Raw genomic sequence first — 14,136 nt, forward strand, 5'->3', positions numbered from 1 at the left:
ATGGAACCGAGACATTTGATCCGGCCCGTTTAAGTCCAAAAACAACTTGAAAAAAACATAGAACCTCAGACAATCGCAGGCCCTGATCCGCCCAGCCCTGCGCTACTCGCCGACGCCACACGGCGGGGGGAGCGGACAGCCGCCCGGCTGAGCCGGGCATCGCGCCGCAGGCGCGAGGAATTCAGCTCGCGCCCTAGGCGCGATGTGGCGCACGGCGCCACCGATCCCGCATTCGGGGTCCCCCTCTGTATGCGCCGAGGAGCGCAGCGCCAAGTGGATCAGGGCCCGCGATTGTCTGAGGCCGTAGGCCGAGTTCGAGCGGGACCCCACTTGGCGTGAGCACCGCAGGTTCCCCGACGCGAGAGCGACGGGGCGCAGACAGTGGGGGCGCCTTTCTTTTGGTGACTTTTCTTTTGCGCAAAAGAAAAGTTACTCGCCCGCCGGGGCGAACTCCCGGCCAGGGATGACATGGAGACCCAAAGCGCATCACACTACCCCAATCCCCATTTAAAACAGAGGGCTCAATAGATGGCAATGCGGCCTAGAGATGCTGCTACAGCGCTAAAAATCCGCAAATTGCGGCACACTTTGAACATTCGCATCAAATTATTGAAAACCGATTCGCCAAACGTGCACTGCCGAAATCGTGTGTGGAAATCAGGTTTTTACAGCCTCGTTAGGCATTAGAGGTCAGAGTCATAACTAGCACACAACATGAACATCACAGCGGCTTTTAAGCAGCGCAGCTACTCATGGACCCTGCGCAGTCCCATCAAGTACAAAGCAAGATGAGCAACAACGACAGCCATCTCTTGCCATTTAAGGCAGTGTTAATCGAGTGCCTAGATGAGCAACAGAACCTAATACCGGAAGCGACAGCGAGCGGATTCCTCACAGAGGAAGATAGCCGACACTACCTATACACGTGCTGGCATGTGGTAACTGGATTGAATCCGCAAACCTTAGAACTGCCGCGCACAGCGATGAACCGACGCTTTCTAAGGGTTTCGGTCCAAGCAATGCGGGACGAGGGTGCGATCAAAGCCATTGGCGGATTGCGTACCTTCACAATACCGTTGTATGAATCGAGAGATGCAATATTGCGCCCAGTTTGGCAGCAGCAGTCTTATCACGTCCCACATACAGAACTGAACGCGCTTGGAATCTATGTTCCGAACAAGGATGCCGTAAGAATCGAGGTATGGCCGACGTCCTCCTTCTGGGAGCACCAGCTGATAAAGCCGGCGGAATTCTTGGGCTTGAACACTTCTCTGCTAGCGTGCGGCGAGAAAGCACTGATAGTGGGATTTCCATACGGCTACAGCTTGCGAGGAGAAAAGTTCTTGACGCCAATAGTCCTGACGAGATTTATCGCGGGTACATCACTGCTCGGAAATACTCCCACAGTACTTGAAGGCTTTGGTGCGCCTGGCATGTCAGGAGGACCAGTCTTCGTAGAACGAAACGGAGACTTCCAATTGTTTGGACTCTATGCTGGCACGCTCTATCCAGACTCTGCTCGCGCTCGACCAAGCCCTCTCACAGCCTTGGGGAATGTTGCCGACGTTACGCTCTTGCTGAATGGTGCTTGGCTGTGGGTACACGAGGACTTTGTGCCAAGTCCATTCTAAGGAAACGTCGTTGCAGTCAGTCCAGACATCAAGTACACAGCCTGCCGCAAAACGCTAATGCCTGGCCCCTTATTCCACTGGACCGCCTCCAATGGCCAGTGAATTCAAATGTTGAAGCTGTAAAAAATAAAGTACGACCCTACGAAATAGATACGCAAAAAGGCGAAGTTCGTAGGCGCGCCAACCGCAAGATTGCAGCTGCCACCAGTACCCGCCACATCGGAGCAAACGTCCCCACCATCCCATCACAGCGGAAAGCCCGTGACAAAACGTCACCCCACCCGCTACACAAACCGTAGCTACCCCCGCAGATAAATCAAGCACCACAGCCTGATTTCGCTGGTAAACACGCTAGCCACCCGTGACGCTTTAGTTACGCTGGTGTTGCCCCGCGCATAGATAATCCTCCAGCTTCGATTTCTCCCCCTGCACACCCTCCCCATGTCCAACCTCATCGTCCACGGCGGTACGCCTTTGCGCGGTCGCATCACCCCTTCTGCCAACAAGAACGCCGTGCTGCCGGTGCTGTGCGCCACGCTGCTGACCTACGAGCCGCTGCGGCTGCTGGGTGTGCCGGACATCACCGATGTGCGCAAGATTCTGGACATCTTCCGGCTGCTGGGCAGCGAGGTGCAGATGGACTACGCCACCGGCACGCTGGAGCTGCACCACCGCGAGACCGTGTTCGACGCGGCGCGGCACCGGCTGCCGGAGGAGATGCGCTCGTCCATCATGCTGGTGCCGCCGCTGCTGGCGCGCTTTGGCGTGGCGCGGCTGGAGGACAACGTCAAGGGCTGCACGCTGGGCGTGCGCGAGATCGACCCGCACATCGATGTGTTCCGCCAGTTTGGCGGCCTGGTGGAGCGCAGCGAAGGCTCGCTGCTGGTGCGCTGCCGTGGCCCGCTGACGCCGACCGACCACTGGCTGGACTACGCGTCCGTCACCACCACCGAGAACTTTGTGCTGTGCGCGGCATCGGCCAGCGGTGTCTCCACGCTGACGAATGCCGCGTCGGAGCCGCATGTGCAGGAGTTCTGCCGCTTCATGCAGATGATTGGCGTGAAGATCGAGGGCATGGGTACCTCGCGCGTGACGGTGCACGGAGGCGGCACGCTGGGCGGCGGCGAGTACCGCTTTGACGAAGACTTCCACGAGATCACCACCTTCTTGGCGTTGGGCGCAATCACCGGCGGCGACGTGGTGGTGCGCAACAGCGCACCCGAGAACTTTCCGCTGATCGACCGCACCTTTGCCAAGTTCGGCGTGCACATCACGCATGAAAACGGCTGGTCGCGCGCCGACTGCCCGGGCGCGCTGAAGGTGCAGACGCCGTTCACCAGCAATGTGCTGACCAAGGTGGAGGCCGCGCCCTGGCCCTACTTCCCGGTAGACCTGCTGCCGATCTTTGTCGCGCTGGGCGTGCAGGCCCAGGGCAATGCGATGTTCTGGAACAAGGTGTACGACGGCGCGATGGGCTGGACCACCGAGCTGTCGAAGTTCGGCGCCCATGTGTACCAGTCGGACCCACACCGCATCGTCAGCTTCGGCGGCAGCCCGCTGACGCCAGCGGTGGTCGAGAGCCCCTACATCATCCGGGTAGCGATTGCGCTGTTCATGGTGGCCGCCAGCGTCAACGGCCGATCCGAGATCCGCAACGCCACGCCGATCCGCCGCGCGCACCCGGGCTTTGTGGAGAACCTGCGCAGCCTGGGCGCGCAGGTGGAGTGGACCAGCGAGGAGTGATTCGCTCCTGAATTCATAGCTGCTAGCGCAGGTAGTACTTGCGCTGGCAGCATTTTTCTTATAAACCTACAAAACTGCCACCCCGTTCACCCTGAGCCTGTCGAAGAGCCTGGTAAGTGCCTGCACCGCTGACTTCTGCGCTCGTCCTCGGTGGACGGTTAGACTGCATCCGCCATGTCGGCATGCCACTGGGAGTAATAAATGGGCTTTATTTGGTTTCTGGTTGTCGGCATCGTTGCCGGCTGGTTGGCGGGTACCTTGGTCAAGGGCGGCGGCTTCGGTCTGATTGGTGACCTGGTAGTGGGCATCGTCGGCGCCTTTCTGGGCGGCTTCCTGTTCAACACATTCGGCGTCTCGATGGGCGGCGGCATTCTGGGCAGCATTCTTGTGGCGACCATTGGTGCTGTCGTGCTGCTCTTCCTCATCCGCTTGATCAAGCGCGCATAGCGGAATGGGCTAGCGAAGAAGAAATCAACTCTTCGCTACCAAATACATAGCTGCCAGCGCAAATAGTACCTGCGCTGGCAGCTATTTTTACTTAGAACTTTTCACGGTCAGCAGCAGCGCCCGATGCGCCCCTTGCCGCCGTAGCGCGCCTCCTGCCGTTCGCGGAAGAAGGCCTCGTAGCCCATCACCGGCTGGTCCGGGTGCAAGCGCTTCTGGTGGGCGACGTAGGTGTCGTAGTTGGGCACGCCGACCATCAGCCGGGCGGTCTGGCCCAGGTAGCTGCCCACCGATTGGCCCAGGCTGGCGAGGTCTTTCAGCATGGCAAGCTCAGGCCGTCAGCAAGGAGCCACCGGCTTCCTGCACCGTGGGCCGGCTGGAGCGCCGGGCCACCAGGCAGGCGCGGATGCCGAACACCAGCACGCTGAGCACCACGAACATGAAAAACACGCACAGGCCGGCGTCCAGGTAGTCGTTGAATACCACGCGCTGCATCTGCAGCAGCGACTTGGCGGGCGCCAGCAGCTCGCCCTTGTCCAGCGCGGCCTGGTACTTGTTGGCGTGGGCCAGGAAGCCGATTTTCGGGTTGTCGTGGAACACCTTTTGCCAGCCGGCTGTCATGGTGCAGGCCAGCAGCCAGGTGGTGGGCAGCAGCGTCACCCAGGCGAAGCGCTCGCGCTTCATCTTGAACAGCACCACCGTGCCCAGGATCAGCGCCACGCTGGCCAGCATCTGGTTGGAGATGCCGAACAGCGGCCACAGCGTGTTGATGCCGCCCAACGGATCGACCACGCCCTGGTACAAGAAGTAGCCCCAGGCGGCGACGCACAGGCCGGTGGCCAGGCCGTTGCTGATCCACGAGTCAGTCTTCTTCAGCGACGGTACAAAAGTGCCCAGCAAATCCTGCAGCATGAAACGGCCGGCGCGGGTGCCCGCGTCCACTGCGGTCAGGATGAACAACGCCTCAAACAAGATGGCGAAGTGGTACCAGAAGCCCATCATGGCCTTGCCGCCCAGCATCTCGGAGAAGATGTGGGCCATGCCGACGGCCAGCGTGGGGGCGCCGCCGGCGCGGGCGATGATGGTGTGCTCGCCCACGTCTTTCGCGGTCTGCAGCAGCATGTCCGGCGTGACCACAAAACCCCATTGCGAAATCACTTGCGCAGCGCTTTCGGCCGTGGGGCCGAGCACGGCCAGCGGGCTGTTCATGGCGAAGTAGACACCGGGCTCGATGATGGACGCTGCCACCAGCGCCATGATGGCGACGAAGGATTCGACCAGCATCGCGCCGTAGCCGATGAAGCGGGCATGGCTTTCGTTCTCGATCAGCTTGGGCGTGGTGCCGGACGAGATCAACGCGTGGAAGCCCGACACCGCGCCGCAGGCGATGGTGATGAACAGGAAGGGAAACAGGCCGCCGGCCCAGACCGGGCCGCTGCCGTCAATAAAGCGCGTGGTCGACGGCATCTTCAAATCGGGCGCCACCAGCACGATGCCGATGGCCAGTGCGACGATGGCGCCAATCTTCAAGAAGGTGGAAAGGTAGTCGCGCGGCGCCAGCAGCAGCCATACCGGCAGCACGGAGGCGACGAAGCCGTAGCCAATCAGCATCCAGGTCAGCTGCTTGCCATCAAACGTGAACATCGGCGCCCATTCGGCGCTCTGCGCCACCTGGCCGCCGACCACGATGGCCGCGATCAGGAACACGATGCCGATGACGGACACCTCGCCAATCTTGCCGGGGCGGATGTAGCGGGTGTAGATGCCCATAAACAGCGCCAGCGGGATGGTGGCCGCCACGGTGAAGGTGCCCCAGGGGCTGTCGGCCAGGGCCTTGACCACGATCAGCGCCAGCACCGCCAGGATGATGACCATGATCATGAAGGTGCCGAACAAGGCGATGACGCCGGGTATCGGCCCCAGCTCGGACTTGATCAGGTCGCCCAGCGAGCGGCCATCGCGCCGCGTCGAGATGAACAGCACGATGAAGTCCTGCACCGCGCCGGCAAACACCACGCCGGCCAGGATCCACAGCATGCCCGGCAGATAGCCCATCTGCGCGGCCAGCACCGGGCCGACCAACGGGCCGGCGCCGGCAATCGCCGCGAAGTGGTGGCCGAACAGCACGAACTTGTTGGTCGGCACATAGTCCAGCCCGTCGTTGTGGCGCATGGCGGGCGTGGCGCGGTTCGCGTCCAGCGACAGCACATGCTTGGCGATGAACTGGCTGTAGAAGCGGTAGGCGATCAGATAGACCGCCAGCGCGGCCACCACCACCCACAGGGCGTTGATGGTTTCGCCGCGGTGCAGCGCGATGGTGGCGAGTGCGCCAGCACCGCCGAGCGCAATCAGCGCCCATAGCGCTGTGCGGGCCAGGGGATTTTTGGTGAGGGTGTCCATTGTCTCTATGCTCTTGTTAGGTGGAACGGATGTGCGAACGCACAGTGTCGAGCGCCGGGCCTGGCGGCGCATTGGTGTGCTTGCAGGGCCGCTGCGGAGTGTTTACGTAATGGTTTTCCCCAGGCGGGGCTGGTTCAAAATCGGCCCATGGGTGAACTCCGCTTCCGCTTGCATTTACGCGCCATGGTGCTGCTGCTGGCCGCCGTGCCGCTGGTGCTGGCCATCGCCGCCGTGGTCTGGGTGGTACGCCAGCAGTCGGACCAGTTGGCGCAGGACCAGATCGCCGCCATGCAGCCCATCCTGCTGCAGGCACGCAAGGACGAGCTGAAACACTTTGTGCAAGCCGGGCGACGGGCCGTGGCGCATTTGTCCGAGCGCGCTGGCGACACGCCGCAGGCCCGGCAGCAGGCGCTAGACCTGCTGCGCCGTATGGACTTTGGCAACGACAACTACTTCTTCGTCTACGACCTGCAGGGCAAGAGCCTGATGCACCCGCGCCTGCCCGACCTGGAAGGCCACCCCCAGTGGGAGCTGCACGACGGCGCGGGCGCCCCCATCATCCAGCAGCTGGTGCGCCAGGCCCAGGCCGGCGGCGGCTTTGTGGACTATCTGTGGAACCGCCCGTCCACAGGGCGCGAAGAACGCAAGCTAGGCTATGTGGAGCTGGTGCCCGAATGGGGCTGGGTGGTGGGCACCGGCCTGTACCTGGACCATCTGCAGGAGACCCAGGCGCTGATCACCCATTCCACCGCGCTGGCGGTGCAGAAGACGCGCAACCAGATCCTGCTGATCGCCTCCGCGGCACTGCTGCTGGTGGCTGGCGGCGGCTTGGCGTTGAACATTTACGAGCAGCGTGCCGCCGACGACAAACTGCGTGCCATGGCCCAGCAGGTGGTGCACTCGCAAGAAGACGAACGCGCCCGCGTGGCGCGTGAGCTGCACGACGGCATCAGCCAGCAGCTGGTGTCGGTGAAGTTTGTTGCCGAGTCGGCGCTGCTGCAGCTGGAGCGCGCCGGCAGTGACGCCGCCCCCACGCTGCGCCAGGGCGTGGGCTTGCTGCAGGCCGTGATGCGCGACGTGCGCCGCATATCCCACGACCTGCGCCCCACCCTGCTGGACGACCTGGGCCTGGCCAGCGCGCTGGAGCAGACTGCCCGCGAATTCGGCGAGCGCAGCGGCATCCAGGTGAGCACCCAGGTGGCCACGCTGCCGCCCATCCCCGAAGCCGTGGCCACCGCCCTGTTTCGCGTGGCGCAGGAAGCGCTGGGCAATATCGAAAAGCATGCCGGCGCCCAGCATGTGGACCTGCAGCTGGCACATTACCCCACCGGCCTGGTGCTGCAGGTGCGCGACGACGGCGCGGGTTTCGACGTACAAGCCAGCCTACGCCAGGTACGCGCGGGCCTGGGCCTGACGAATATGCGCGAGCGCATCGAAATGTTGGGCGGGCAGTTCAGCATCACTTCCGCGCCCGGCGCCACCCTGCTCAGCGCCAGTCTGCCGCCTAATGTGTTGAAACTCTGATGACCACCACCCCAACCATCCGCCTACTGATCGTGGACGACCACCCCATCGTGCGGCAAAGCCTGAGCGCCCTGCTAGGCGCCTATGGCCCGCCCATGCAGGTGGTGGCCAGTGCCGGTAGCGCGGAGGAAGCCCTGGTGCTGGCTGAGCAGCACTCGCCCAGCATTGTGCTGACTGACCTGCAGATGAAGCCCACCAGTGGCATACAACTGATACAGCAGCTGAGCCTGCGCCAGCCGGACATCCGCTACGTGGTGTTCACCGCATCCACGCAGGACGAGCACATGCTGCAGGCTTTTGATGCCGGCGCCCAGGGTTTTGTGCTGAAAGAGGCCGAAGCGGGTGAACTAGTCAAAGCGATTGAAGCCGTGATGGGCGGCGCCACCCACTACCCCGCCGGCCTGAAGCGGGCCCTGGACCGCCGCCAGCAGCAACCCGCCCTGACCGCCCGCGAAACCGAGGTGCTGGCCCTGGTAGCCCAGGGTCTGACCAGCAAGGAAATCGCCCGGGCACTGGACATCGACTCGCGCACCGTGGACGCCCACCGGGCCAACATCCGGCAGCGCTTTGGGCTGGACAGCAGCGCGGCGCTGCTGCGGTTTGCGGTGGCGCACAGCACGGGCCCTCGCTGAACTCTGGGCCCGCAGGCCTTTCACGCATCCACCATCTAGGATGCGCGCTACTAAAAGAGTAGCAAATTTTCCTCAATACCACGTATACCCATATGTTCTCGCTCGTAGCAGAAGTAGAACCTGGGCGCTGCATCATCTTGTTACAAAAATGCATATGGCACATGTTTTGCTTCATGCTGCAAAACATCACATTTCGTCATTTTTACGCGTAAATGGTTATTGACTTGTCACGTTCAGCCTGTATAAACCACTCCGATGCAAACTTATGTATCGATTTACGTATTTTTTCTCGAAATATCGATACCACCGCCACTCCGCTCTGGCGGAGGGTTATTTGAAAAATGTAAATACTTGTATCCAACCGTTTACAAAGCAGAAGGATTCGAACGCCGATGACGCCACAAGCAAAGAAAAGCGGAGCCAAGAATATCCGTGCAGTACTTAAAACAAATACGTTTAACTTGCCGGACTATCTACTTTTGAATTGACAAGACAGTTAGTTTTTTCCAAGAGTTGAGTTAACGCAAATAAGGCAAAACCACTCCGATAGAAAACACAAAACCTAGCCAAGTCGAACCCGGCCCCTACCAGAACATCAAGAATCTCCCCCGATCTTTGCTGCATAACCAGCAGTCAAGAATTTAATGTGCCTCCAAAATGAAAAAGGAGTTGTTATGAAAAATTCACGTCGATATTCGGCGTTGGTAGTGGCTGCAGCTTTATCAGCCGTATCGAGCATGGCCTCAGCGTCATGGATTAGAACCGATACTGGCCAGGTAATACCGGGTGATGGGACCTATGCATTAAATGCCGATCTTCAAGCATCCAATACATACGATGATTGGTACTGGCGCGGCAAGTACCACAATATGGCAATGTACTGCAGTAGCGGCTCTCTCGACTGCACCTATAGTTTGGGCAGTACCGTCACAACGACGTACCAACGCGAGCAAGGAATTTCCGTAGCCGCCGGGCTGGGTTATAGCCTTGGACCATTTACGGCCCAATACCAATACGCGACCACAAAAAGCCAGCAACAAACAAAAAGTTCTACGGATACCTTTTCGAATGGCGTCACTTTTAAAGGTGGCCTCTGGTGCAACCCTATTAAGGTGACTGTACGTCGCTGGACGCGCGGTAGTTTCATGAACGCCTGGTTCCGCACAGGGTATATCAGTGGTGGCGGCAATAATACCGTTTACGACTGGTTAAATAAAAAACATGGTTATTGGACTGCCAACAGAGCCGAATGGCACTACATCACATTCCAGATCGCCAAATCCATCTAATTGACGTTGATTTTTTGTCGCAAAAATTTAACCAAATGAAAAAAACCAATATGAAAAAATTTGTTAAGGCTGCAGTTGCAACAGCCATGATTGCCGCGGGCGTGGCCCCCTCCATCGCGTTAGCGCACGACGTATGGATCTGCGGTGGCAAACGTAACCTCTCGTTCGGTTCCCAGTATGGCAACTCAAGCACCCCACACAACTACTGGACTACCCGCGTACAAGGCATCAACCAAGCCTCAAACACTTGGAATGATTGGACATGGCGTGGAAAGTCTCAAGGTTTGGTTCAGTTCTGTTCTGCCGGTTCGAGCTACTGCACTTTCACTTGGGGTGGATCCAAGACGACAGGTTATGGCCACAGTACAGGTACCAGCGTAGGCTTTGACCTTGCCTTTGCAGCCGAAGAAGCCGGTAAACGATGGACGAATAGTGAAACCTATTCACAGTCAACCACGCAGTCATGGGCCGCAAATGCACGCTTTGCACCAGGCATGTGGGCAGAGCCTGTAATTGCCGTAGCCCGCCGCTGGAAACAAGGGAAGTTCGCAGGATTTTTTGTTCCCCAACAACAAGTTTCCTGGGATGAATGCGGCAACAACCTGGCTTGGGCCTATAACTGGAACGGTGAACGGACTGACGGCCACTGGGTCAAAAATGAGGCCGAATATACCTTCAAGATGTTCTACGTAACGGCAGATCGCAATACGCTCTGATTTTCCGTGCAATTTCCTATTGTTATATGCACTACCATTAACATAGGAATAAATCACCCCAAGGATTGAAATATTTTCAATCCTTGGGTAATTAATAAAATTACAAATCAAAGACAAGGTTAATCAAGGAAGGTATTTTTAAATTTCCCCGAATACCTTATCACATTTCTGAAAATGAATAGCAACGAACGCACCAGTCTTTGCCCTCACCGCACAAGCAGGAGTCACAACATTTGTAATCGCACCAACATGTAGCGTGCGTACCCGAACGAGTGAACTCATTTCGTGCATCCATTTTTCTTTATTTTCATATGAAAATTCAATCATTCTTCTTAGTGCTCGCAGCCTGCGCTGCTCTGGCCGCCTGCAGCGCCAAGACTGAAGAGCAAGTTGGTCAAACAAGCACTGACAGCAAGCCCAAAGCAAGTGCAGAGAACAACTTGTTGACCGACGCCCAAATGGATGCCCTGCGCCAATCGCGCACCGTAGCGGTGGTATTCACCCCAGCGGCTGGCAGCAGCGGGAATGGTGAAGTCATGACCGAACTCAAGGCCATAGGTGGCCCATTGCGCGAACCGAATCTCAATTACGACGTTTACGACACACAAAGCAATCTCAGTACAAAAGAGCTGAAGCAACGCATTGTCGAAAGCCTGGACAAAGATCGCCAGGTGCTGGTGGACAACGGTGGCACCAACGAATTGCGGGAAAAAGCGGCGGCTATTGTGTTTGAAACCACGGGTGGCTCCATCCCGGATGCCGCCGGAACCATTATCCGCAAGGCTCCAGAGGACAAAGGCGGCGGTTATTTGCTCATTCCCATTTACAGCAAGGCAGATGTAGAAGCGCAAGTGGCCAAGGGCTTACTGCCCAATGCAGCAGAACAGAGCAACTCCATAGAAAACTTCTTCATTGAGCCGCAAAGCAAGTAACAGTCGCCCCAATTGCGAGCGCAGCCAGGCCATATCGCGCTCATTAACAGTTGATTGGAGCATTTGAATGCGTTGGAATTTTTCCGGCCTGCTGTCGCGTGCCCGTATGGGATGGTCGCCATACGCTGGCATGTTGTGGGCCGTACAGTGCCTGGCTTGCGTGGCTATAGCCTGGATTGCCGCGCAAACAATTTGGTGGCTGGCAACGCCAAGCAGCGCCCCGCTTGCAGGCAAAGCCTCGCTCACACTCGTGGAGCAGAGCAACCGCGTGACGGCTCGCCATTTTTTCGATGTTGAAATTGCACGGCGCCCCGCCGCTGGGCCTGGCGCAGATACCCCACCAGGAGGCATTGACCCGCGCTGGCGGTTGCTGGGCACGTATGTGGACTCTGGTGGCAGGAGCCGTGCACTGTTAGTGCTGGAAGGCAGTGCCCAGGTAGTAGTGGCCCAGATCGGGGACCGGCTGCCATCCGGCCATACTGTCATGGAGGTGCTGCCTGAGCGCATCGTTCTGGACAAGGCGTCCCAGCGCAGCGAGTTAACTCTAAGGCCAACAGCCCCCAACGGGCGAGAGCAAGAAGCACCCGGAAGTCGCTCCGGGATGCCTAGCCCACCACCGCCCTCGGGCCCCATTTCGTTTACCAAGGATCCTCGATGAATTTTCGCAAGTTGCTCTGGGGCGTCGGCCTGGGGCTGTGGGGCCTGGCTGCGCAGGCTGCCGAAGACACGGTAACTCTTAACCTGGCCAATGCCGAAGTGTCTGTGGTGTTGAAGCTGGCGTCTGAGTTGACCGGCAAGCTATTCGTACTAGACCCCAAGGTCAAAGGCAATGTCAACGTAGTGTCGGCAAGCCCGATGCCGCGTTCGCTCGTGTATCCCACCTTGGTGGCTGCACTGCGCTTGCAAGGCATTGCCGCAGTGGATGATGGAAAAGTAGTGCGCATCCTGCTTGATGCGGATGCTCGTCAACAATCTGTTGGGGTAGGCGTGGGTGGATCACCCCTGAGCGGTGACACCATTGCAACCCGCATGTTCGCGCTGAAATATGAAGCTGCCCAGTCGGTGGCTTCTGCAATCAAGCCCTTGCTGAACAATAACGCGACCGTTGTCGCCTATTCGGCCAACAACACCCTGGTGGTTACCGACTATTCGCAGAATCTGAAGCGACTTGAAGTCGTGTTGGCAGCTATCGACGTGTCGGGGTTGGGCTTACCCGTGATGGTGCCACTGAGCCACGCGACGGCAACGGAGTTGGCGCCCCTTATCCAGAATCTGATGAGCGACAGTCCTTCCCAACAGGCGTCTACAACAGCTTCGCCCGGCGGTGCTGCTGGAGCCAATGCTGTGACTGCTGTGGGTGATAGCTTCGCCGTCATGGCCGAACCGCATAGCAATAGTTTGCTCATTCGCAGCAGCTCACCGGGCAAGCTGTTGCGCGCGCAGGAACTGATCAAGCAGATAGACCGACCTGAAGCGGGTGCCAGCATCGAGGTCATCTACCTCAAGAATGCCGTAGCCAGCGAGGTGGCGCAGATGCTGCGCGCCATCCTGTCTGCCGACCAGGCGACTTCCAAGGCCGCCGGATCCGTATCTGGGGAAAGCAACAACTCGTCGGCGCTCGGCTCCAACCGCTCGTCTGGCCTGGTGCCCAACAATGCCATGGGTAGTAGCACTTCAACGTCAGGGGCAGGAGCGAGCGGCGGCAGCAACGGTGGCTGGCAAACCACCGGGGGCTTGGTACAGGGAAGCTATGTGCAGGCGGACGTAGCCAACAATGCGATTCTCATCAGCGCACCCAACATCGTGATTGAACGCTTGCGCAAAGTTATCAAGCAAATGGATTTGCGCCGTGCGCAGGTCTATGTGGAAGCACTGATCGCCGAGGTCAACAGCGACACTGCTGCCCAGTTCGGCTTTCAATGGCAGGCATTAAGCGGTTTGGGCACCGGCAGCTCCGGCGCCCAATTGGTGGGGGGCACCAATTTCTCAGGAGCCAATACAGGCATCCTCAGCTGGGCCCAAAACCCGACTTCGGCCGGAACCGGGCTGAGCCTAGGTATCGCCAACGGAACCATCACGCTGCCTAACGGAACCATCATCAACAACCTGATGGGATTGGCGACGTTCCTGGAAACCACCAGCAGTGGCAATATTCTGTCCACGCCCAACCTGATGACCCTGGACAACCAGGAGGCACAGATCATGATCGGACAAGACGTGCCGATCGTCACAGGCAGCTATTCGTCAACCAGCTCATCGTCCACAGTCACCCCGTTCCAGACATTTGACCGGCGCAAAGTGGGCTTGTCCTTGCGGATCCTGCCCCAAGTGTCCGAAGGGGGCATGGTCCGCATGAAGATCGTTCAGGAGGCGTCGTCAGTGGTACAAGGCACTACATCGAACGCATCGGGGCCCACCATCAACACCCGTACCATCGAAACAGCGGTCCAAGTACAGGATGGCGGTCTGATTGTTCTAGGCGGACTATTGCAGGACAACTTGGGAGATACAGAAAACAAAGTCCCCGGCCTAGGGGATCTACCGCTGGTAGGGGCTCTGTTCAAGCACACAAGTAAAACCCGGTCTAAGACCAATCTGCTGGTGTTCATCCGCCCAAAGACTCTCCGCTCGGCGGAGGCGGATGAAACGCTGTCCATGTCCCGCTATTCCTATATCCAGGGGCTACAAAAATCGACCAACGAAAAAGCCAAACTGGAGTTGGGCCCCCTGCTGCCTTCTCCTGAGTTAAAAGCTGACGCAACCCTCACACTTCCCGCCCAACCCACACCCATAACGCAACCCGTTGCTGAAGAGCCGAGGTAGTC

Annotated in this window: 12 protein-coding genes; 10 read left to right on the forward strand and 2 right to left on the reverse strand. The window is 58.7% G+C overall.

Annotated elements, in window-relative coordinates; genetic code table 11:
* Nucleotides 1-788 precede the first annotated feature (788 nt).
* From AC07O2_RS23865 to AC07O2_RS23875, 3 genes are all read left to right on the forward strand, one after another.
* The gene (locus tag AC07O2_RS23865; RefSeq protein ID WP_495234667.1) at nucleotides 789-1,631 is read left to right on the forward strand and encodes a hypothetical protein; all 843 of its coding nucleotides are present in this window, start codon (nucleotides 789-791) and stop codon (nucleotides 1,629-1,631) included.
* A gap of 441 nt (nucleotides 1,632-2,072) precedes the next feature.
* Complete coding sequence (locus AC07O2_RS23870; RefSeq protein WP_116606003.1) at nucleotides 2,073-3,374, forward strand: UDP-N-acetylglucosamine 1-carboxyvinyltransferase; 1,302 nt, start codon at nucleotides 2,073-2,075, stop codon at nucleotides 3,372-3,374.
* A 201-nt stretch (nucleotides 3,375-3,575) separates the two neighbouring features.
* On the forward strand, nucleotides 3,576-3,821 hold the full coding sequence (locus AC07O2_RS23875) for a GlsB/YeaQ/YmgE family stress response membrane protein (protein ID WP_495234668.1): 246 nt from the start codon (nucleotides 3,576-3,578) through the stop codon (nucleotides 3,819-3,821).
* 107 nt (nucleotides 3,822-3,928) lie between these two features.
* Here the strand turns inward: AC07O2_RS23875 and AC07O2_RS23880 are convergent, their stop codons facing one another.
* Together AC07O2_RS23880 and AC07O2_RS23885 are read right to left on the reverse strand one after the other, a co-directional pair.
* The gene (locus tag AC07O2_RS23880; RefSeq protein ID WP_495234669.1) at nucleotides 3,929-4,141 is read right to left on the reverse strand and encodes a YbdD/YjiX family protein; all 213 of its coding nucleotides are present in this window, start codon (nucleotides 4,139-4,141) and stop codon (nucleotides 3,929-3,931) included.
* Between the two features lie 7 nt (nucleotides 4,142-4,148).
* Complete coding sequence (locus AC07O2_RS23885; RefSeq protein WP_495234670.1) at nucleotides 4,149-6,218, reverse strand: carbon starvation CstA family protein; 2,070 nt, start codon at nucleotides 6,216-6,218, stop codon at nucleotides 4,149-4,151.
* A 147-nt stretch (nucleotides 6,219-6,365) separates the two neighbouring features.
* On the opposite strand from AC07O2_RS23885, the gene AC07O2_RS23890 reads away from it, so the two are divergent.
* The 7 genes from AC07O2_RS23890 to gspD all read left to right on the forward strand — a co-directional run bounded on the left by AC07O2_RS23890 (nucleotide 6,366) and on the right by gspD (nucleotide 14,134).
* Nucleotides 6,366-7,742, forward strand: coding sequence for a cache domain-containing protein (locus tag AC07O2_RS23890; protein ID WP_495234671.1), 1,377 nt, complete (start codon nucleotides 6,366-6,368; stop codon nucleotides 7,740-7,742).
* Complete coding sequence (locus tag AC07O2_RS23895; RefSeq protein ID WP_495104679.1) at nucleotides 7,742-8,374, forward strand: response regulator; 633 nt, start codon at nucleotides 7,742-7,744, stop codon at nucleotides 8,372-8,374. Before AC07O2_RS23890 ends, AC07O2_RS23895 begins: the two co-directional genes overlap by 1 nt.
* Nucleotides 8,375-9,048: 674 nt before the next feature.
* Nucleotides 9,049-9,663, forward strand: coding sequence for a hypothetical protein (locus AC07O2_RS23900; RefSeq protein ID WP_495095993.1), 615 nt, complete (start codon nucleotides 9,049-9,051; stop codon nucleotides 9,661-9,663).
* The gene (locus AC07O2_RS23905) at nucleotides 9,624-10,379 is read left to right on the forward strand and encodes a hypothetical protein (RefSeq protein ID WP_495104681.1); all 756 of its coding nucleotides are present in this window, start codon (nucleotides 9,624-9,626) and stop codon (nucleotides 10,377-10,379) included. The genes AC07O2_RS23900 and AC07O2_RS23905 overlap by 40 nt, the downstream gene beginning before the upstream one ends.
* Before the next feature lie 311 nt (nucleotides 10,380-10,690).
* On the forward strand, nucleotides 10,691-11,311 hold the full coding sequence (locus AC07O2_RS23910; protein WP_495234672.1) for a hypothetical protein: 621 nt from the start codon (nucleotides 10,691-10,693) through the stop codon (nucleotides 11,309-11,311).
* Between the two features lie 130 nt (nucleotides 11,312-11,441).
* The gene (locus AC07O2_RS23915) at nucleotides 11,442-11,969 is read left to right on the forward strand and encodes a type II secretion system protein N (protein ID WP_495096103.1); all 528 of its coding nucleotides are present in this window, start codon (nucleotides 11,442-11,444) and stop codon (nucleotides 11,967-11,969) included.
* Nucleotides 11,966-14,134 (forward strand): type II secretion system secretin GspD, encoded by a 2,169-nt coding sequence (gene gspD / locus AC07O2_RS23920; protein ID WP_495095996.1) that lies wholly within the window; start codon nucleotides 11,966-11,968, stop codon nucleotides 14,132-14,134. The genes AC07O2_RS23915 and gspD overlap by 4 nt, the downstream gene beginning before the upstream one ends.
* The last annotated feature ends 2 nt before the right edge of the window (nucleotides 14,135-14,136 follow it).

The sequence above is a fragment of the Rhodoferax sp. GW821-FHT10B06 genome (genome assembly GCF_059415605.1).